The sequence below is a fragment of the Enterococcus saccharolyticus subsp. saccharolyticus genome (assembly GCF_029023825.1).
In the GTDB taxonomy this organism is placed as follows: domain Bacteria; phylum Bacillota; class Bacilli; order Lactobacillales; family Enterococcaceae; genus Enterococcus_F; species Enterococcus_F saccharolyticus.
The window spans coordinates 1275860-1296913 of the sequence record NZ_CP118957.1 but is presented as its reverse complement, the minus strand read 5'-3'; the positions used below and the strand labels follow the sequence as shown (position 1 = coordinate 1296913).

At 37.7% G+C, this 21054-nt stretch carries 22 protein-coding genes; 20 read left to right on the top strand and 2 right to left on the bottom strand.

The features are described from left to right. The first annotated feature begins 46 nt into the window (after window positions 1-46). From PYW32_RS06715 to PYW32_RS06705, 3 genes are all read left to right on the top strand, one after another. Window positions 47-964, top strand: coding sequence for a histidine kinase N-terminal 7TM domain-containing protein (locus PYW32_RS06715; protein ID WP_016175087.1), 918 nt, complete (start codon window positions 47-49; stop codon window positions 962-964). A 42-nt stretch (window positions 965-1006) separates the two neighbouring features. Next, the gene (locus PYW32_RS06710; RefSeq protein WP_016175088.1) at window positions 1007-1567 is read left to right on the top strand and encodes a GGDEF domain-containing protein; all 561 of its coding nucleotides are present in this window, start codon (window positions 1007-1009) and stop codon (window positions 1565-1567) included. Between the two features lie 119 nt (window positions 1568-1686). Next, window positions 1687-2367: a carbonic anhydrase family protein gene (locus PYW32_RS06705; RefSeq protein WP_035010140.1), complete on the top strand. Its 681-nt coding sequence runs from the start codon at window positions 1687-1689 to the stop codon at window positions 2365-2367. A gap of 341 nt (window positions 2368-2708) precedes the next feature. Here the strand turns inward: PYW32_RS06705 and efbA are convergent, their stop codons facing one another. Then, window positions 2709-4406, bottom strand: a complete 1698-nt coding sequence (efbA, locus tag PYW32_RS06700; RefSeq protein ID WP_016175090.1) for a fibronectin-binding protein EfbA — start codon at window positions 4404-4406, stop codon at window positions 2709-2711. Window positions 4407-4609: 203 nt separating this feature from the next. Here efbA and PYW32_RS06695 point away from each other — a divergent pair, with 203 nt between their 5' ends. From PYW32_RS06695 to PYW32_RS06620, 16 genes are all read left to right on the top strand, one after another. Further along, a complete protein-coding gene (locus PYW32_RS06695) occupies window positions 4610-5188 on the top strand; it encodes a hypothetical protein (protein WP_016175091.1) in 579 nt (192 codons plus the stop codon). Window positions 5189-5519: 331 nt separating this feature from the next. After that, window positions 5520-6536, top strand: coding sequence for a tryptophan ABC transporter substrate-binding protein (trpX, locus tag PYW32_RS06690; protein WP_016175092.1), 1017 nt, complete (start codon window positions 5520-5522; stop codon window positions 6534-6536). Then, window positions 6533-7417 (top strand): ABC transporter permease, encoded by an 885-nt coding sequence (locus PYW32_RS06685; RefSeq protein ID WP_016175093.1) that lies wholly within the window; start codon window positions 6533-6535, stop codon window positions 7415-7417. Before trpX ends, PYW32_RS06685 begins: the two co-directional genes overlap by 4 nt. Then, a complete protein-coding gene (locus PYW32_RS06680; RefSeq protein ID WP_016175094.1) occupies window positions 7417-8181 on the top strand; it encodes an ABC transporter ATP-binding protein in 765 nt (254 codons plus the stop codon). The genes PYW32_RS06685 and PYW32_RS06680 overlap by 1 nt, the downstream gene beginning before the upstream one ends. Before the next feature lie 359 nt (window positions 8182-8540). After that, window positions 8541-9407: a shikimate dehydrogenase gene (aroE, locus tag PYW32_RS06675; protein WP_016175095.1), complete on the top strand. Its 867-nt coding sequence runs from the start codon at window positions 8541-8543 to the stop codon at window positions 9405-9407. 37 nt (window positions 9408-9444) lie between these two features. Then, on the top strand, window positions 9445-10464 hold the full coding sequence (gene aroF / locus PYW32_RS06670) for a 3-deoxy-7-phosphoheptulonate synthase (protein WP_016175096.1): 1020 nt from the start codon (window positions 9445-9447) through the stop codon (window positions 10462-10464). A 31-nt stretch (window positions 10465-10495) separates the two neighbouring features. Beyond that, on the top strand, window positions 10496-11548 hold the full coding sequence (gene aroB, locus PYW32_RS06665) for a 3-dehydroquinate synthase (protein ID WP_016175097.1): 1053 nt from the start codon (window positions 10496-10498) through the stop codon (window positions 11546-11548). A gap of 15 nt (window positions 11549-11563) precedes the next feature. Next, window positions 11564-12730, top strand: a complete 1167-nt coding sequence (gene aroC / locus PYW32_RS06660) for a chorismate synthase (protein WP_016175098.1) — start codon at window positions 11564-11566, stop codon at window positions 12728-12730. A gap of 18 nt (window positions 12731-12748) precedes the next feature. After that, window positions 12749-13846 carry a prephenate dehydrogenase gene (locus PYW32_RS06655; RefSeq protein WP_016175099.1) on the top strand — a complete coding sequence of 366 codons (1098 nt, stop codon included), beginning with the start codon at window positions 12749-12751 and terminating at the stop codon, window positions 13844-13846. A 9-nt stretch (window positions 13847-13855) separates the two neighbouring features. Then, window positions 13856-15142, top strand: coding sequence for a 3-phosphoshikimate 1-carboxyvinyltransferase (aroA, locus tag PYW32_RS06650; RefSeq protein ID WP_016175100.1), 1287 nt, complete (start codon window positions 13856-13858; stop codon window positions 15140-15142). A gap of 1 nt (window position 15143) precedes the next feature. Further along, window positions 15144-15650: a shikimate kinase gene (locus PYW32_RS06645; protein WP_016175101.1), complete on the top strand. Its 507-nt coding sequence runs from the start codon at window positions 15144-15146 to the stop codon at window positions 15648-15650. Further along, window positions 15651-16484 carry a prephenate dehydratase gene (gene pheA / locus PYW32_RS06640; protein WP_016175102.1) on the top strand — a complete coding sequence of 278 codons (834 nt, stop codon included), beginning with the start codon at window positions 15651-15653 and terminating at the stop codon, window positions 16482-16484. It abuts the gene before it with no gap. Window positions 16485-16600: 116 nt separating this feature from the next. Beyond that, a complete protein-coding gene (locus PYW32_RS06635; RefSeq protein ID WP_016175103.1) occupies window positions 16601-17674 on the top strand; it encodes an LCP family protein in 1074 nt (357 codons plus the stop codon). Between the two features lie 80 nt (window positions 17675-17754). Next, on the top strand, window positions 17755-18603 hold the full coding sequence (locus tag PYW32_RS06630; RefSeq protein ID WP_016175104.1) for a DegV family protein: 849 nt from the start codon (window positions 17755-17757) through the stop codon (window positions 18601-18603). 144 nt (window positions 18604-18747) lie between these two features. Beyond that, a complete protein-coding gene (locus PYW32_RS06625; protein WP_016175105.1) occupies window positions 18748-19140 on the top strand; it encodes an HIT family protein in 393 nt (130 codons plus the stop codon). Next, window positions 19137-19721, top strand: coding sequence for a histidine phosphatase family protein (locus PYW32_RS06620; RefSeq protein ID WP_016175106.1), 585 nt, complete (start codon window positions 19137-19139; stop codon window positions 19719-19721). The genes PYW32_RS06625 and PYW32_RS06620 overlap by 4 nt, the downstream gene beginning before the upstream one ends. 2 nt (window positions 19722-19723) lie before the next feature. Here the strand turns inward: PYW32_RS06620 and PYW32_RS06615 are convergent, their stop codons facing one another. Continuing rightward, on the bottom strand, window positions 19724-20098 hold the full coding sequence (locus PYW32_RS06615) for a PaaI family thioesterase (RefSeq protein ID WP_016175107.1): 375 nt from the start codon (window positions 20096-20098) through the stop codon (window positions 19724-19726). A gap of 138 nt (window positions 20099-20236) precedes the next feature. On the opposite strand from PYW32_RS06615, the gene menB reads away from it, so the two are divergent. Further along, window positions 20237-21052 carry a 1,4-dihydroxy-2-naphthoyl-CoA synthase gene (menB, locus tag PYW32_RS06610; protein WP_016175108.1) on the top strand — a complete coding sequence of 272 codons (816 nt, stop codon included), beginning with the start codon at window positions 20237-20239 and terminating at the stop codon, window positions 21050-21052. Window positions 21053-21054 lie beyond the last annotated feature (2 nt).

Genomic DNA, 21054 nt, shown 5'->3' with positions numbered 1-21054 from the left:
AATTTTAAGCGCGATTTTAGCCTATAAAGGAAAGTGAAGGACGATGATGGGGTTAGCTGAATTCCCCGTAGTAGTAAGTTTTCTTTCTATTTTTATTTCGATTGGCATGATTTTATACTCTTTGAAATATCGTAAGGCAGAGAACTCGTATTTTTTTATCTTTTTATCATTACAGTTATTTCTGTACCTATTTGGCTATTTATTGGAATTAACGTCAGTGAACGTTTCAGAAGCATTTTACGGTGTTCGTATGCAATATATGGGCTTTCCATTTATTTTGCCAAATAGTTATTTGTTTTTACGTGATCTTTTTGGTCATCAAAAAATATCAAAAGCCCAAACAACACTTTTATTTATTTTTCCATTAATAACGGTCATCAGTATGCAGACATATCCTTTTCAGAAGTTTTTTTATGAGAATGTTCAATATGTCTCTAATACTATTATTGCAAACGCACAAATTACGCCCGGACCACTGTACCATATTCATGTAGTCTACCAATATTGTGTCACCGTTTGTATTTTAGGATTAATATTTGAAGCCTTCTTTGGCGACAATCCGTTAATGAAGAAACAGAGTGTCCCGTTATTAATTGGCTTTTTTCTTCCAATTGTTACGTCAGTAGCGTATGTCGTGGCAGAAAATGAAGCGGTGCGTTTTGACTACACACCACTTGCAACGATTGTTTCCATTGTTATGTTGGTATATTCTGCTAATAATCATAATCTTTTACGAGTGATGCCCTTTGTTAAAGATCAGGTGATTGATACTATGGCAGGTGGTTTTATTGTCTTTGATACCAAACAGCATTATATTGACGCGAATGCGGCTGCAAAACGCATTTTCCCTGAGTTATATCAAGTAAATTCTGGAGAAGTCATTCCTCGTTTGGAGCAACTGCTGACGAATAAACAAATTATTGTCACGGTAGATGGGATGGATTGTATTTATGAAGTATCGTAAATCCAAGAAATCACTAGTTTCAAACAAAGTGGTTACTATATCGTGTTGCACGATATTACAGAAAAGGCGCAATTACTGGAAGAATTGCATACACAAGCGTCAATGGACTATTTAACAGATATTTATAATCGACGAGCTTTTTTTGAAAAAGCGGAACTATTGTTGCAAAGCAATCACCATCAAAAAGGCAATATTGCCTTACTTTTAGATATTGATAATTTCAAACAAATCAATGATCGCTATGGACATCCATGTGGTGATAAAGTTTTACAGGTGTTATCTTATGAAATACGCCAAAATATGCAAGACTTTCAACAAGCAGTTTTCGGACGATACGGGGGCGAAGAATTTTCTTTTTTGTTCACTTCGATTAGTATTGAACAAGCAGAAACAATTGCAGATGCATTCCGACAAAAGATTTCTGAAATAGAATTTACTTGGATCAATCAAAAAATTGATGTCACTGTTAGCATTGGGATTAGCGTTTCCACCAAAGAGATGGATACGTCATTAGAAGACTTACTTTTACAAGCGGATATTGCTTTGTATGAAGCGAAAAAGAAAGGTCGAAATCAAGTTTGTTTGTATAAAAACACACAATGAATGCACAAAAATTCAAGTGCAAAATGATTTTCTTTTTAATTGAAATTTGCTAGCATAAAAAAAGTGAGTGATGATAAACACTCATTAAAGGAGGAAATTCATTGAAGAAAAAAAGGAATATGGACGTGGAATGGAGCTATTCCGGAGCGAACGGTCCAGAACACTGGCATACATTATGTGATTGGTATGCTGAAGGAGCAAAGTATCCTTATCAATCACCAATTCATCTTGTACATGGTGACACACAAGCAATCGGCGATGAAGTTCTTTCTTTCCATTACAAAAAAGAAAAATTCACCGAGAAAGAATTTAAAAACACGATTCACTTTGTACCGTATAACACTGAAAGTTATGTTGTATTTAAAGGCGTAGAGTATCATCTAACAGATATTCATTTCCATATGCCAAGTGAACATGTCATTGATGACACACAAACAGAATTAGAATTTCATTTAGTGCATACAAATGCAAAACAAGAAAACTTAGTCGTAGGTGTATTATTTAACCTAACTGACAAATTAAATTGGATTTGTAACGATCAAGACGATAGTATTTGGGATTTTGATCACCATATTCAATGGTTTGACCCGTCAATTTTCTTACCTGAAAAGCATAGTCATTTCCATTATGTTGGTTCATTAACAACACCACCAACGAAGGGACCAGTCAACTGGTTTGTATTTGATACAATCGGGGAGATGAGTCGTTTGTTTATCGAAGAATTCCGAGAAGAAGTCTTAGAAAATAATAATCGACCATTACAAGAGAAGAAAGATCGACCAATTTATTACAGTGAATAAGCGAAAAAACAGCCATTTCGGCTGTTTTTTTTTTGCAAAAATAGTGGGGACAAGTATTATTGCATTCGAGATAAACAAACGAAGCAAGCGAAGAAACTATTATCGCAAAAGCAATAGATAAAAATAACGCCAAGAACCAAAGAACAAAACAAAATGAACAATCAAGTAGTTTATCTACAAACTATTATTGCATTTAAAATAATCTTAAAAAATCAATACACACCAACCAAACAAACCACCAAACAATAAAAAATTCTCCAACCATACAAGAAAATAATCAGACATTCCTCCTTAACCCATACAAAAAACCTCTTACTACAATTTGTAATAAGAGGTCCAACTTATTTTTTTAATTTCAAAATATTTTCTTCATGAGGTGTAATATAATAGGTCGTTTGATTTTCATAGATGACATAGCCTGGTTTTGCGCCATTCGGTTTACGAATGTGCTTCACTTGTACTAAATCGACAGGAACTTGTGCAGAGTGACGATATTTAGAATAGTATGCAGCAATTTCTGCTGCTTCTAAGATTGTCGCTTCTGAAGGGTCACTGCTGCGAATAATGACGTGGGAACCTGGAATATCTTTAGCATGTAGCCAATAATCTGTTTTACGGGCTGTTCGTAAAGTTAACTGATCATTTTGTAGATTATTTTTCCCCACAAGAATGTCCGTTCCATCAGATGAAATAAAGGTTTCAGGTTGTGATTTTTTCTCTGTTTTTCTTTTTTTCGTCCCACGATTTTTTAAATAACCTTGCTCAACGAGTTCTTCTCGTATTAAATGAATATCCATTGGACCTGCCAATTCTAATTGCGATAAAATAGATTCTAAATAAGCGAGTTCTTCTTTTGTTTCCCGAATCTGTTCGCCAACTAATTTTACTGCATTACGCAATTTTTGGTAGCGTTGGAAATATTTCTGTGCATTTTGATTGGTCGTTAATGCAGGGTCTAGTTTGATTACTAAGGGGCGATTTTCGTCATAATAATTGTTTAATTCAACTGAAGAAACACCTCTAGGAACTTGTGCCATAAAAGTGGTAAGCAATTCACCTTTTTGACGAAACTCTTCGGCATTTTCTGAATCAGCCAACGTTTGTTGCCGTTTTTTCAATTTTAATTGATTACGTTTGTATTCATTCTCAACTTTTTTAAGTAATTCGCTTCCTTGTTGCTTTACACGGTCGCGTTCTGCTTTTTCATGATAAAACGCATCTAATAACGCACTTAATGACGGATAAGTAGTAATTTCATCAGCAGTGATTTCTAACGATTGGTAATGAATTGGTGTGAAAAATTCTTTTTGTGCTTTGACATAAGTTGGTGTTGGTTGTTGCAATTCTTTAAAGAAGTCATGCCAGACAGGTAATTTTTCATTTGGTTTTTGGTTCAAACGATCAGCTAATTCATCTGCTGTATCTTTTCCTAATCCTTGGAATTGTTGTTGTAACGCTTTGCCTGTTAATTCTGCTAAGGTTGATAGTTTTTCAAAAACTTGTGTGTCACTAGCGGTAAAAGGATTCAATGTTGTTTGTTTAGGTGGTGCAATATATTCTGCACCTGGTAGCAAGGAACGATAGGTGTTATGCGCGCTACCAATATGTTTAATCGCATCTAAAATTTTTCCGGTGTCTTTATTTAACAATAATACGGTACTATGACGACCCATTAATTCAACAACTAAAACAATTTGCTGTAAGTCGCCTAATTCATCTCGCTTTTTAAACGTAAAATGTAAGACACGATCATTATCTACTTGGTCAATTTGTTCTAAAATAGCACCATCTAAATATTTACGAAGCATCATAACAAAATTAGGTGGCGTTTCTGGATTGAAATAATTCATCGTTGTTCGTTGCACACGTGCATAACTTGGATGGGCAGATAGCAATAATTTATGATTTTGTCCTTTCGAACGAATGATTAAGACAATTTCGTTCTCGTAAGGTTGTTGAATTTTGTTGATTCGTCCATGAATCAGTTCTTCGGATAACTCTTTCACCATTAAATGGGTAAATACACCATCAAAAGACATCGTTTATCCCTCATTTCCTAAATAGTCTTTCTCCATTATAGCGAAAATACGCAAGAAAACAAAGATGAAGATAACAAAGGTTCAATTACAAAGATTATTGTAAAAAGCGGGTGTAATTTGTGAACTTACTTGACGATAGTGTTGTTTAATTGCTAGTATTTTAGTATAGTTAAAAGAATAATTTACTGAAGCAGGTGTATCCAGTGAAAACGATTAAACGAATAGTAGAACAAATCATGTTTCAACTACAAGACTCATGGATAGAATTTGGCTATGCAGTCAATGAGAATCGTAAAAAAACACTCATCCGAATTGTGATTGTAGCGGTTTTAATTGGCGGTTTAACGTTAGTTATGTTGACGGCGAGTCCCATTATTCGTACAGAACAAGTAGACCAACTTATTATTAATGATTTACCAACCAAACAAATCATCCCATTTTCTTACAATCAAGGCGATCAAGAAATCAAGAATAAAAAAGCCATTTCAGTGATGTTCACTAAACCAAATGGGGAACAATATCAAGCCGCTATGACACTTCTAAGTGAAAAAGAAGAAGAACTCAATCGTAAGTTTTATTATTATCCGATTATTTATGATGCAGACGAATTAAAGAAAAAATACAATGTCTCTCCTGACAAAGTGACGTTTATCTTTTTTCAAAATGGCGTTGAGAAAAATCGCTTTACGTTTGATTCTTTAGAAGATGTTGAAGAAGATTTGATTCCTGAATTAAATCGTTTGCCAATGTTTAATATTCAAGCGGAAAAAGAATCCAGCTAAAAAATTCATTTTACTAGTTGACGAATACGAGAGATTACGGTATTCTAATTTCAATATTACAAAAGGGGGAAACACTCATGAAACTATTTTACGCATATCAAGTAACTGCATGGCAAAACTGGCGTAGATAGTTGTATTGATGGGTCCTTCAATCCATAGATACAACTTTTTAGAGAACATTCTAAAGTATGTATCTATGTCGGTAAATGAACGTAAATATCGCCGCATAGATGAATCCATCTATGCGGCTTTTTTTGTTGAAGCAATTGCCGCGAGCAGTTGCTTTTTCTTTTAGTTTTAACGAATCAATCAAAAGAAATGGGGAGAAAACATGAAAAACAAAGGTCTTATCGCAACATTAATTGTCATTTTTGCCGTATTAATTGGCGTATTTGCTTTTCAATCAGGAAAAGCCAGTGCCGAAAAACCACAAGGAGTAGTATCCGAAATGAAAACAGTCGGGATTTTACAATTCGTTAGTCATCCCGCACTTGACGCGATTCGTGATGGGATTGAAGATGCTTTAAAAGATGCGGGTTATATTGAAGGTGAGAATTTAACCATTGAGTATCAAAATGGCCAAGCCGATCAAAGTAAATTGGCGACGATGAGTGAACAATTAGTCAATAAAAAATCAGATGTCATTGTTGGAATTGCCACACCTGCTGCGCAATCCTTAGCAAATGCTACCAAAGATATTCCAATTGTCTTAGGCGCTGTTACTGACCCGGTTGGTGCAAAATTAGTGGAAAATATTGAACGTCCTGGAGGAAATATTACTGGAGTATCGGATAAAGCACCTGCTGATGAACAAATTCGTTTAGGAAAAGAATTGTTACCAGAAGCTAAAACAGTAGGTATGTTGTATTCGTCTACAGAAGATAATTCAAAATATCAAGTAGAAGAAGCAGCTCAAGCAGCAAAAGAATTGGGGTTAGAAGTTAAAACATACCCGATTCCTTCAACAAACGAAATTACACAAACCGTTCAAGTCATGAGTGATGCCGTTGATTTTATTTATATTCCACTAGATAATACGATTGCCAATGCGATGCCAACGGTTGTCGGTGAGGCGAATAAGAAAAAAGTACCAATTATTACTTCTGTTGATACGATGGTTGAACAAGGTGGATTAGGCACAATTGGTATTGATCAATATACTTTAGGGAAAAAGACAGGTGAAATGGTTGTTTCCATTTTAAAAGGTGCCGATCCAGCAACAACACCTGTCTATACGTTTAAACAAGGCGATGTTATCTTGAATGAAAAACAAGCAGCCTTTTTAGGAATTGATATTCCTCAAGAATTAAGAGAACAAGCCAAATTTGTTGGAGGTGACGAAGAATGATTATTTCTTCAATTGGACAAGGATTATTATGGGGTGTCTTAGGATTAGGTATTTTTATGACCTATCGGATTTTAAATTTCCCAGATATGACAACAGAAGGATCTTTCCCTTTAGGAGGAGCTGTTTGTGTTACAGCTATCGTACAAGGAATTCCACCGATTATTGCCACGTTTCTAGGTGTTTTAGCTGGAATGTGTGCAGGTTTAGTCACGGGACTATTATACACAAAAGGGAAAATTCCAGTCATTTTATCGGGGATTTTGGTCATGTCAGCTTTAAACTCTGTAATGTTGTTTGTCATGCAAACCCCCAATTTGTCGTTGTTAAATCAACCACGGATTTTAGATTTTTTCACTAATTTAAATTTGCCCAACCATTATGATACAGTTTTTGTTGGATTAATTGTCATTTTCTTGTTGATTGCTTGTTTGGTGTACTTCTTTAATACGGACTTTGGTCAAGCGTATATTGCTACAGGGGACAATGAACACATGGCGCGTTCCATGGGGATTAAAACAGACCGTATGAAGATTATTGGTTTGGTATTATCTAATGGCGTGATTGCTTTAGCGGGTGCTTTAATTGCTCAAAATGATGGTTATGCGGATGTTAGTAAAGGGACAGGTGTCATCGTTATCGGACTAGCCTCTATTATCATCGGTGAAGTTTTATATGGTGAATTAACCTTCACTGAACGCTTAATCGCAATTGTCGTAGGTAGTATTATTTATCAGTTGTTGATTTTATTAGTCATTCGTCTAGGGTTTGATACGACATACTTGAAGGTTTTCTCAGCAATCGTCTTAACGATGTGCTTACTGATTCCACAATTTAAACAAGCGCTACATCTTAAAACAGGATTTGAAAGAGAGGGAGAATAATGGTTATCTTAGAATTAAAAAATGGTACCAAAATCATTAACAACGGATCAAGTGAACAAAAAATCCTTTTAAATAAAGTCAATCTCTCCATTCAACAAGGTGAATTTATTACGGTCTTAGGTGGCAATGGTGCAGGAAAAAGTACGTTGTTTAATACTATTTCAGGAACATTGCCTTTAACTAAAGGAAAATTATTGATTCATGACAAAGATGTGACCAATTATTCGGAAGAACGTCGTGCGCAATACATTTCCCGTGTCTTTCAAGACCCTAAAATGGGCACTGCACCACGAATGAGTGTGGCTGAAAATTTATTGTTGGCAAAAAATCGCGGGCAGAAACGCGTCTTAAAATTACGACAGTTAAAACAAAATCGTGAATTATTCTATTCATTATGTGCAGAAATCGGTAATGGTTTAGAGAATCATTTAGATACGCCAGCAGGGAATCTTTCAGGAGGGCAACGACAAGCATTAAGTTTATTAATGGCAACCATTCAAACGCCAGAATTACTATTACTTGACGAGCACACGGCGGCGTTAGATCCTAAAACGTCGAAACAATTAATGGAAATTACTGCACGTCGCGTAGCAGATAAACAATTGACTTGTCTAATGATTACGCATCGAATGGAAGACGCCTTGAAATATGGCAATCGGATGATTGTTCTACAAAAAGGAGAAATTGTCAAAGACTTAAATGCCAAAGAAAAAGCGGAATTAACATTACCTGACTTATTGCAATTCTTTGAGGAAATCGTTTAAAACACAGAAATTTAACAAATTTTAATTTTACTGTTGACAGATTCTCATTAAACCCATATACTAAATTCAATCTTACATCAGTTTGGAGCGATTTTTTTATGAAAAACACACGACAACCAAAACTGAATAATTACTACTTTAGCTATTTTAGATAGGTTTGTATTCATGAAACCATGGGTACAAACAGACAGTTTGTATCTATGATGGCTAGAGTGATTCGTATTGATTTTAAGCCACGTAGATAGGGAAAATCTATGGTGGCTGAGTATAAATTTTCATACTTTTTTTGAGTATTAAAATGTCCACTAGTAGATTTTTCAAACTACTAGTGGACATTTTTTATTGTAAGGAGGAAGCAAGTGGAAAGAACAGCCATAAGCGGTTATACCCGGTTGGTCGGCTTTTTAGCCAGTCCTGCCAAGCACAGTATTTCACCAAAAATGCACAATTTAGCGTTTAAAGAAACCAACACCGATGCCGTGTATCTTGCTTTCGATGTATCGAAAGAAGAATTGGAGAATGGCATTCAAGCGATTCGAACTTTTGATATGTTAGGAGCAAACGTATCGATGCCTCATAAAATTGCGGCAGTCTCCTATATGGATGAACTCACCGAAGCTGCCGAACTTATCGGTGCCATTAACACAATTATTCATCGCGATGGGAAATTAATTGGACATAACACGGATGGTGTCGGCTTTTGTGAAAGCTTACGAGAAAATCAAGTAGCAATTAGCGGTGAAACGATGACGTTACTTGGTGCTGGTGGTGCCGCAACTGCGATGATTTGCCAAGCCGCACTCGATGGGATGCAAACCATTCATGTTTTTAGTCGTAAAAGTCCACGTTATGAACGGATGAAAGAAAAAATCAAAGAAATTACAGCAAAAACCAATTGTATGATCACACTGACAGAACTCAGTGATCAAAATAAATTAGCCACTGCGTTGAAAGAATCAAGTTTATTAGTCAATGCAACTAGCGTCGGCATGTCAGATGACACCTCACCACTTTACGATGCAACATTACTACGTAACGATTTGACGGTGTATGATGCTATCTACAATCCGCGTGAAACACATTTATTAAAACAAGCCAAAGCAGTGGGTGCCAAAACAATCAATGGCTTGGGCATGCTCGTGTATCAAGGGGCAGAAGCATTTGAATGTTGGACAGGTAAAAAAATGCCCGTTGATATTATCAAACCTGTTATTGAAAATAGCTAATACTAAAATCAGAGAGATATGAAAGAAGGATAAAACAATGATAGTAATTATGAAACCAGGTGCAACAAAAGAACAAGTCGATGCAGTCATCGAACGTATTAAAGATAGTGGCTTAGATGTCCAAATTAACCAAGGTAGTGAACAAGTTGTATTAGGTTTAATCGGCGATACACGCAACATTCAAGACGTGGCTTTCCGCAGCTACCAAGGTGTAGACAAAACTGTTCGCATTAGCAATACCTACAAACTAACTTCTCGTGAATTCCACCCACAAGATACTGTTGTTGATGTAGATGGTGTGAAAATTGGTGATGGTAGCTTTGTAACAATGGCTGGCCCATGTTCGATTGAAGGGTTAGACCAAATTCGTGAAACAGCACGTATGGCAAAAGCTGGTGGTGCCCAAATCTTACGTGGTGGTGCGTACAAACCACGTACTTCACCATACGCATTCCAAGGACTAGAAGAAGAAGGCTTAAAATACATTCGTCAAGCTGCAGATGAATACGATATGAAAGTTATTACAGAAGTAATGGACGAAGCCCACATTGACGTGGTAGCAGAATACAGTGACATTATCCAAATTGGTGCCCGCAACATGCAAAACTTCAAATTATTGTCAGCTGTTGGTCAAACAGGAAAACCAATCGGCTTGAAACGTGGGATTTCAGGAACTATCGATGAATGGTTAAATGCTGCGGAATACATCGCTATTTCAGAAAAAAGCCCCGTTATCTTCATCGAACGCGGTATCCGTACGTATGAGACAGCTACACGTAACACGTTTGATTTAAGTGCTGTACCAATTATGAAAAAATTAAGCCACTTCCCAATTATTGTAGACCCTAGTCATGGGACTGGCGTTTGGGACTTAGTACCACCAATGGCGCGTGCGGGTGTTGCTGCCGGAGCAGACGGTATGATTGTTGAAATTCATCCAGATCCAGCAAATGCTTGGTCAGATGGTCCACAATCATTAAATGAGAAAAACTACTTGAAAATGATGAATGAAGTAGACGTCATTTTCAATGCAATGAAACAAATTCGTGAAATGTAAAAATAATTAACGTTAAGGGATGTGTCCAGAAATGCTAAGGGTAAATTTAACCAATCATCAATACGAGATTCAAATTGAACGTCATTTGCTAAAAAAATGCGGACCATGGGTACAAAGCTTATGGAAACCTCAACGCATCGCAGTAATTACTGATAGCAATGTAGCCCCACTTTACGGTAAAATGGTCACAGAGTCACTGAAAGCTTGTGATTTTCAAGTAAGTATGTTTGTTGTACCAGCAGGGGAGCAAAGCAAATCATTAGAACAAGCGACCAACTTATATGATTTATTAGCAGAAGATGGATTTACACGTAGCGATGGCATCATCGCATTAGGTGGTGGCGTCATCGGCGATTTAGTTGGTTTTGTCGCTTCTACTTACATGCGTGGCTTACATTTCTTGCAGATTCCGACAACTTTGGTATCCCAAGTTGATTCAAGTATTGGCGGCAAAACAGCCGTCAATACGAAAAATGCCAAAAATTTAGTAGGTACTTTTTCACAACCAGATGGCGTGTTAATTGATCCGGAAGTTTTAAAAACATTAGATGATCGTCGATTACGTGAAGGAATTGCCGAAATTATCAAATCTGCGGCTATCGCTGATTTAGAACTTTGGCAGTTACTAGCATCAATGAAAGACGAGTTCGAATTACTAGAACGTGCCGAAGAAGTGATTATCCCTTCTTTAAAAGTCAAACGTAAAGTTGTAGAAGAAGATGAATTTGATAATGGTAGTCGTCTAACACTGAATTTTGGTCATACAATCGGCCATGGCATTGAAAATACCGCTGGATATGGCGTGGTCAGTCATGGGGAAGGTGTCGCAGTTGGAATGGTGATGATTTCAAAACATGCGGAAGAAATCGGAGAAATGCCAGCAGGTACGACGGAACAATTAATTCACATGATTGAGAAATTCCATTTGCCAACCCAACTAACAATCGACCCACAAGCTGTTTATCAGGCAATTACGCATGATAAAAAAGCACGAGGAACACAATTAAAGATTATTTTACTTGAAAAAATTGGCCAAGCAAAAATTGTGTCAATACCAATTGAAACGATGAAAGACTACTTATAAATAGGGGGAACTTATATGCGTTATATTACAGCAGGAGAGTCACATGGACCAGAACTAACAGCAATTATTGAAGGATTACCAGCAGGAATGCCTTTATCAGCAGAAGATATTAATCACGAATTAGCCCGTCGCCAAGCCGGTTATGGTCGCGGTGGTCGTATGTTAATTGAAACAGACCAAGTACGTATCACTTCTGGTGTACGTCACGGAAAAACATTGGGTTCACCGGTTACGATGGTCGTTGAAAACAAAGACTGGAAAAACTGGACAAAAGTCATGAGTATTGAAGAAGTCGAAGAAAAACAAAAGAAATTACGTCGTGTGGCTCGTCCAAGACCCGGACATGCTGACTTAGTGGGTGGAATGAAATACCATCATGATGATTTGCGTAATGTCTTAGAACGTTCATCAGCTCGTGAAACAACTATGCGTGTAGCGATTGGTGCTGTAGCGAAAAAAATCTTATCTGAATTAGATATTGAAGTAGCTGGCCACGTTACAATGCTTGGTGGCATTAAAGCAACAATTCCAGAAGGGATTACTGTGAGTGAAGTCAAAGCAATTTCTGAAGCATCTGACGTTCGTGTCGTTGATCCAACAGTTGAAAGCGAAATTCGTCAATTAATCGACCAAACAAAACGTAACGGCGATACTATAGGTGGGGTTGTTGAAGTATTAGTTGGTGGCGTACCAGCTGGACTTGGCAGTTACGTCCAATGGGATAAAAAATTAGATGCAAAAATTGCTCAAGCAGTTGTTAGTATCAATGCCTTTAAAGGTGCTGAATTCGGTGTTGGTTTTGAAGCGGGTGTCTTGCCAGGTTCTAAAGTTATGGATGAGATTTTATGGAATGAAGAAGATGGCTACACACGTCGTAGCAATAATTTAGGTGGTTTTGAAGGTGGCATGACAAACGGCGAACCAATTGTTGTTCGTGGTGTGATGAAACCAATCCCAACTTTATATAAACCATTACAAAGTGTGGATATTGACACTAAACAACCGTATAAAGCAAGTGTCGAGCGTTCGGATAGTACAGCTGTTCCTGCGGCAAGTGTCGTTGCAGAAAGTGTTGTCGCAACTGTTGTCGCAAATGAAATTTTAGAAAAATTCTCTAGTGATTCATTTGAAGAATTGGTTCAAGCAGTGAAAGAATACCGTGAATACTTGAAAAATTACTAAGATGTTGTGGAGGTAGGCATGAAACAAAATGTATTAATTATTGGTTTAGGATTAATTGGTGCTTCTTTAGCCATCGCAATCAAAAAAGAACATCCAGCAGTTCATTTAATTGGTTGGGATTATTTTGAAGAAACTCGAATTATTGCTAAAAACCAACAAATCGTCGACGAAATTCCAACGACGTTTGAAGAAGGTGCCGTTAAAGCAGATATTCTCTTGCTAGCAGTTCCTATTAAAACATCGTTGACTTATTTACAAGAATTAGCTGCTCTTCCATTAAAACCAACCGCACTAGTCACAGATGCGGGGAGTACCAAACAAGAAATTATGGTACTTGCAGAACAATTACCGTTTGATTTTATCGGAGGGCATCCAATGGCTGGCTCACATAAATCTGGGGTATCAGCCGCTAATGGGGATCTTTTTGAAAATGCCTACTATATTTTTACTGTCCCACAAAACGAACAAGTAGCTAAACGAGTAACGGAACTGCAAGTGTTATTCCAAGGTGCGCGTGCCAAATATGTGATGTTAACTGCCGAAGAACACGACCAAATTACGGGGATGTTGTCCCATCTACCGCATATCATCGCCTCTGGATTAGTCAATCAAGCCGATGTATTCAATCAATTGCACCCGCGCGCCAAACAATTAGCCGCCGGTGGTTTTCGAGACATTACACGAATTGCTTCGGCTGATCCACAGATGTGGACGGATATTTTACTGAGTAACCGTGAAGCGTTGCTAGCTTTAATGGATACTTGGCAAACACAAATGACAGAAATTTCTGACTGGTTGAAAACAGAAGACCAAACAAAGATTTTTCAATTTTTTGAAAATGCAAAAGATACGCGTGATAACTTACCTGTTCATAGCAATGGGGCGATTCCAGCGTTTTATGATTTAATGGTGGATGTTCCTGACCGTCCAGGGGTCATTGCGGAAATTACCAGCATTTTGGGTCAAGCAGATATTTCTGTCATTAACATTAAGATTTTAGAAACGCGTGAAGACATTATCGGTGTGTTACAACTAACCTTTAAAAATCAAGGAGATTTACTTGCCGGTAAACAATGTATTGAAGAGAAGACCGACTATCCTTGTCGTCTGAAATAGGAGGAAACTATGAAATTATCACAGGCAAATCAATTAAACGGAACGTTACGTGTTCCAGCAGATAAATCAATCTCACATCGCAGCATCATGTTCGGGTCACTAGCTAATGGCAAAACAACCGTGAAAAACTTCTTACGTGCCGAAGATTGCATGAGCACCCTACACGCGTTCCAAGCGTTAGGAGTCCCCATTGAAGACGATGGTGAAACGATTACGATTGAAGGACAAGGATTTGGTGGTTTGAAACCAGCAGACACAGCGATTGACATTGGAAACTCAGGTACAACCATTCGTTTAATGATGGGTATTTTAGCTGGTTCGGATTTTGAAACGACATTGTTTGGTGATGATTCTTTAAATAAACGACCGATGAATCGTGTGATGTTGCCTTTGCGTGAAATGAACGCGCAAATGCACGGAGACAACGATTCTGAATTCCCACCAATTACCATTGAAGGGGTGAAGGAGTTACAACCGATTCATTACGTTATGCCAATGGCCAGTGCGCAAGTAAAATCAGCTATTATTTTTGCGGCGATGCAAGCAAAAGGAACATCTACTATTTTAGAAAAAGAAGTATCACGTAACCATACGGAAGAAATGATTCGTCAATTTGGTGGGGACATTCAGGTGACTGGCAAAGAAATTTCCATCACTGGCCCACAAACATTAACTGGTCAAGCTGTAACTGTTCCAGGAGATATTTCGTCTGCGGCCTTTTTCTTAGTAGCGGGAGCCATTACCCCAAATAGTGAAATTACACTAACGAACGTTGGGATTAATCCAACTCGTACGGGAATTGTTGATGTGCTACAAGACATGGGTGCAGATTTAGAAATCTTCAATGAAGATACACAAAATCAATCCGCAGATATGCTCATTCGCACATCAAATTTAAAGGCTACGACCATTGAAGGGGATTTAATTCCACGTTTGATTGATGAATTACCTGTCATTGCTTTATTAGCGACACAAGCACAAGGAACAACAATCATTAAAGATGCCGAAGAATTAAAAGTGAAAGAAACCAACCGAATTGATGCAACTGCTGATCAATTACGTAAAATGGGTGCTGATATTACTGCCACCGAAGACGGATTAATCATCAATGGACCTACGCCATTACACGGGGCCACTGTTTCTAGCTTGGGTGATCATCGCATTGGTATGATGCTACAAGTGGCAGCATTAATTAGCGAAGGGGATGTTGAATTAGAACGTCCAGAAGCCGTAGCAATTTCGTATCCAGCATTTTTTGATGATATTCAGACGTTAATTCAAGGAGGCGCAAAATAAAATGAATCAAATTGTTTTGATTGGTTTTATGGGTGCGGGTAAAACAACTGTAGGCAATCTTTTAGCTGAAAAAATGGGTTGCCCACAGTACGATTTTGATCAATTAATCGTTGACAAAATCGGTATGAGTATTGCTGAATATTTTGATCAATATGGTGATGCAGCTTTTCGTGACATAGAGACAGCTGTTTTAGCCGAAGTGGATACCTTAAAAGGAGTCCTTTCAACAGGTGGCGGCATTGTTTTAAAAGATAAAAATCGTACATTGCTCAAAAAAATGCCTTATGTGGTTTATTTGAAGGCGGACTTATCTGAATTAATTCAACGTGTTACACATGATGAGGAAAATGTTCGACCTCTAGCGGATTCTAAAACACCTGCAGAGATTGAAGCAATCTATCGACCACGTGTCCCTCTATATGAAGAAAGTGCGCGAATTATCATTGAAACAACCGGAAAAACACCCGAAGAAATCGTCACAGAAATTTTGAAACAAGTAGGTGAGTAAATGAAAGTTGGTTATTTAGGACCGAAAAATTCCTTTACCTTCCAAGCAGCCAGCACCATCACAGATGAAACCGAACTAGTCGCTTATCCGTCGATTCCATTTTGTATTCAAGCATTAGAAGAACATCAGATTAGTTTTGCAGTAGTTCCTATTGAGAACTCGTTAGAAGGCTCTGTACATGCTAGTGTGGATCGGATTTTCCATCAAGATAAGCTTTTTGTTGCTGGAGAAATCGTTTTGCCAATTCGTCAGCAATTGCTAGGACACCCCGATGAACAAACCATTACTAAAATTCTGTCTCATCCCCAAGCGTTGGCGCAGTCGCAACGTTTTTTAGAGACGAACTTTCCCAATACGCCACTAGAAGCCGTTGCCTCAACGACATTTGCCGCAGAATATGTGGCAAATCATCCAGAAGAGCACTGCGCAGCGATTGCTTCAAATAAAGCTGCTGGGGAATATGGGTTAGAAATTTTAGCAAAGGATATTCAAGACAACGCGTTAAATCAAACACGTTTTTGGGTATTAACTGCAACAAAAGGCGAAACACTTGATTCATTAGGCAAACCTGCACGTAATACGTTATTTATGACACTGCCAGATAATTTACCTGGAGCATTGCATAAAGTCTTATCGTGTTTTGCTTGGCGCAACATTGATTTAAGCAAAATCGAGTCACGCCCATTAAAAACCAGTTTAGGCGAATATTTCTTCATTGTGGATTTAACATTAGATGACAATCAAGCACTCATTCAAAATGCCATCGAAGAAATTGAGCTTTTAAAGGGACATACTAGAAATATCGGGAGTTATCCTGTAAAAATTATCCAGTAACCTATGCCAAAAGCATAGGTTTTTTTGTAGAAAAAGCTTAAGTTTTCTTATTTTAAATTGCTTTATTGAAAGGGTCATGTATGCTATAAGAGAATAAACCTTTGGAGGAACAAAAGATGAGTCGAATGGATCGCCATAAAAAACAAAAATCAACCGAGCAATTATTTGCGCGGAAAACAATTGAAAAGAAGAATGACTGGGAGGATTCTTGGGAAGAAAATGAGGCTAGTCATTCGAGACCGGCTAGCTCGCCCCCACCAAAATCTAGCTTTTTTAAAAAGAAACCAAAAAAACAAAAGAAGAAACATCGCTTTATCCGCTGTCTGGTGACATTTATTCTCTTGTTTTTTGCCTATTCAGGAATTTCATTTTTTGTCGGGCAACAAGTAGCAAAAAGTGATGCGAATCTTACCGTACAACCAGAAACATTCAACGGGATGAAATCGGCGGATGGCAGTCATAATATTTTATTAATCGGAAATGATAGCCGTGAAGGAGAAACTGCTCGTGCGGATACGATTATGGTCTTACAATTAGATGGCCCAGCGAAGAAGCCGAAATTAATTTCCTTTATGCGTGATACGTTGGTCACTATCCCTGGAGTAGGAGACAATAAAATCAATGCCGCGTATGCCTATGGTGGTGCCGAGCTTGTGCGAACCACCCTCTCGCAAAATTTTGGCATTGATACCAATTATTATACGACCGTTGATTTTAAAACCTTTGAAAAAGTCATTGATACACTGTTTCCAAGTGGTGTAAAAATCGATGCTGAAAAAGATATGAGTAAAAACCTAGAAGTTCCAATCAAAAAAGGTACTCAACGAATGGATGGGTTAACCCTTTTACAATATGCTCGTTTCCGTATGGATGAAGAAGGTGATTTCGGACGTGTACGTCGCCAACAACAAGTGATGAATGCAGTCTTTAGTCAATTAAAAAATCCGTTATCACTGGTGAAATTACCTTATGCAGCTGGGAAAGTGATGGGGTATGCGTCGACCGATGTATCTATGGGCTTTTTGCTAAAAAATACCTTCTCAATTGCGAAAGGTGCAGGTGGCATTGATCGTTTAAGTGTGCCTGTAGAAAATTCATGGTATTACGGTGAAACATTTGAAGCAGGTAGTGTGCTCGTTGTTGATTCAGAAATGAATCGCCAAGCAATTCAACAGTTTCTGTCAAAATGATTAGAAGCACTTTTAAAAACGGATAGGTTTATGCTATATTAGTACTAACGTTTGAAAATTGTTTGAAACGAGGATAGAAAATGAAATTAGCAATTGTTACAGATAGCACAGCGTTTTTACCTGAGCGCATTCAAAAACATCCTGATTTATTCATTATGCCGATTCCAGCTATTTTAGATGGTCAAATTTACAATGAAGGCATCGATATTGAAGCGGATGAATATTATGGACTATTAAAAAATAGCAAGGAGTTCCCAACAACTTCGCAACCTGCACTAGGCGAAGCGCTTGAATTATATGAATCAATCGCTGCAAAAGGATACGATACCATTATCAGTATCCACTTATCTTCAGGGATTTCAGGATTCGTCAATAACTTACACACGATTGAAAATGCCATTGACGGTGTCAAAATCATCCCGTATGACTCTAAGATTACCAGTATGCCGATGGGACATATGGTTGAAGTGGCAGTGGATGGAATCGATCAAGAGAAATCTTTAGCAGAAATTTTAGTACATTTAGATGTTATTCGAGACAACACGCATGCCTATTTAATCATCGATGATTTAAATAACTTAGTACGTGGTGGTCGTCTGACTAATGGTGCAGCAGTTGTCGCTGGCTTATTAAAAATTAAACCCGTCTTGACTTTTGAAGAAGGGAAAATTGTTTTATTTGAAAAAATTCGTTCAAGTAAAAAAGCCTTTAACCGTGCCGAAGAAGTCATTGGTCAACATAAAGACGAAATCAAACATCCTGTAAAATTATATGTTATTCATGCGAATAATTTAGAAATGGCTTTAGAAGAACAGAAAAAATTACAAGAACGTTATCCCGATGTACCTGTTGAAATTGGATATTTTGGTCCAGTTATCGGCACACATTTAGGAGAAAAAGCAATTGGCTTAGCCATTTCTGCTCAATAAGGAAAAACCTTGCGTATCTACGTAAGGTTTTTTTTGTTGTTTAAGAATACGATAATTTATTTATGTAAACTACTAAACATTAATCTAGACGAATCCAGTTTTTCTTGGGATAATAAAAAGACCTCAAAGAAAGGATGTGTGCGGATGCTTTGTCATTTTTGCGAGACGATTCTACCTGCTAACTATTTGAAAACAACCACACATTTTTATGTCGTTTATGATACCGATCCAATCCAGCAAGGGCACTTACTGATTATTTCTAAATCGCATGATACCAATATACGACTGTTATCGAAAGAAGTGTTACACGAATTAATTGAATTAGAACAAGAACTAGTTGAAATCCTAGAGACAAACTTTGCTGTTCAGGGTGTGTCTATCTTGCAAAATAATGGGAAAGTGATGGATGAAGGCACTCATTTTCATGTCCACGTGGTCCCACGTTACCAAAACGATGCTTTTTGGGATAATCAACACGTCCCGCAACAGCCACTTTCACTGACAAAATTAACAAACTTATTAGGAGGAACAGTGTGAAACTAATTTTAATTCGACATGGCGAATCGACTTATAATAAATTTAATCGTGAGAATCCACAAAAGCGTGTCTTTACTGGACAATTTGATACACCCTTAACTGAAAAAGGCCGACAACAAGCGCGTCAACTCCAACAATTTCATTCTTTAAAGTCGGTTGAAACAGTCTACGCATCCACATTATCACGTGCATTTGAAACAGCGTATCTTGCGACTAGTAGAAACGATATCCTTCTCGATGACCGTCTAAAAGAACGCTCATTAGGTACCTTAGAAGGACAATCATTAGCTGATTTAACTGAATTTTGTGCCACCTTACCGTCAGATTTTACGCATAGTTTTCAGGCGAAAGCGCCAGGTGGTGAAAGTTATACTGATGTTTTGCAGCGTATGCAGGCTTTTTTTAATGATTACTGGCATAATGATATGGCGATTTTTTCGCATCAAGGATGTATTCGCACAATGATGATGCATCTAATGAATTTAACCGAAGACGAAACATTACGTTTACATATTCCTAATTGTCGGCCAATTGTCTTAGAAGGCGAGACGGTCGGCAAGTTTATTCACAAAAACGAGTGACTCTAATGCGAGTCACTCGTTTTTGTGTTTACCATTAACGTACATTTGCCAGTTGCGACTAACGTATCTAGCAAATAAATTTCAGCACGCCAAAATTGCAAGCGCCGACCAATTTTTTCTGGTGTGGCGATGACTTGTAATTCACCAGATTGTACGGCGTGAAGATGACTGACTTGTAAATCAACACCTACTGCAAAGCCGGCTGATAATTGTTGATTTGCGCCAATACTACAAGCAGTTTCAATTAATACACCATTCATACCACCGTGCAGATAACCAAATGGTTGTTTATGCTGATCAGTTACTTCCAAAGATAAGACGACTTTTTCTTTGGTTACTTGTTTTGTTTGAATGTTTAACTGTTCTAGTAGGTTCATAATCGTGCTCCTTTGTTTTATTTAGTATAGCGGAGAGTAAAAAAAATGGCTAGTTGTTTTTTTGAAGCAAAAATTATCTCTTTTTTTGTTATCTTATGTATAATGAGTAAGTGATGCAATAAAGGAGGAATTAGTTCCATGAGAGAATGGCAAACAATTAAAACCTATGATGAAATTCTTTTCGAACAATACGGGAAAGTTGCGAAAATAACGATTAATCGACCAGAAAGACATAACGCGTTTACACCGAAAACAGTCGCAGAAATGATTGAAGCATTCAACATTAGTCGTGACCGCCAAGATATTGGTGTAATTATTTTAACAGGTGCCGGTGAGAAAGCCTTTTGTTCGGGTGGTGACCAAAAAGTCCGCGGACATGGGGGCTACGTTGGTGAAGACCAAGTGCCACGTTTAAATGTGTTAGATTTACAACGTTTAATTCGTGTCATTCCAAAACCAGTCATCGCGATGGTCAAAGGCTGGTCAATTGGTGGCGGAAACGTCCTTCAATTGGTTTGTGATATTACGATTGCAGCCGAGAATGCTAAATTTGGTCAAACTGGACCGAACGTCGGTAGTTTCGATGGCGGGTATGGTTCAGGATATCTTGCTCGTGTGGTTGGACATAAAAAAGCCAAAGAAGTATGGTTTATGACCAAACAATACACTGCAGAAGAAGCTTTAGCGATGAACTGGATTAATACAGTGGTTCCTTTAGAAGAAGTGGAAGATGTAACGATGGAATGGGCCGAAGAAATGTTGAAGAAAAGCCCATTAGCTTTACGTATGATTAAAGCAGCGATGAATGCAGATACAGATGGACTAGCTGGTATTCAACAATTAGCAGGGGACGCGACACTATTGTATTACACAATGGATGAAGCGAAAGAAGGTCGCGACGCCTTTAAAGAAAAACGTGAACCTGATTTCGATCAGTTTCCTAAATTCCCATAATA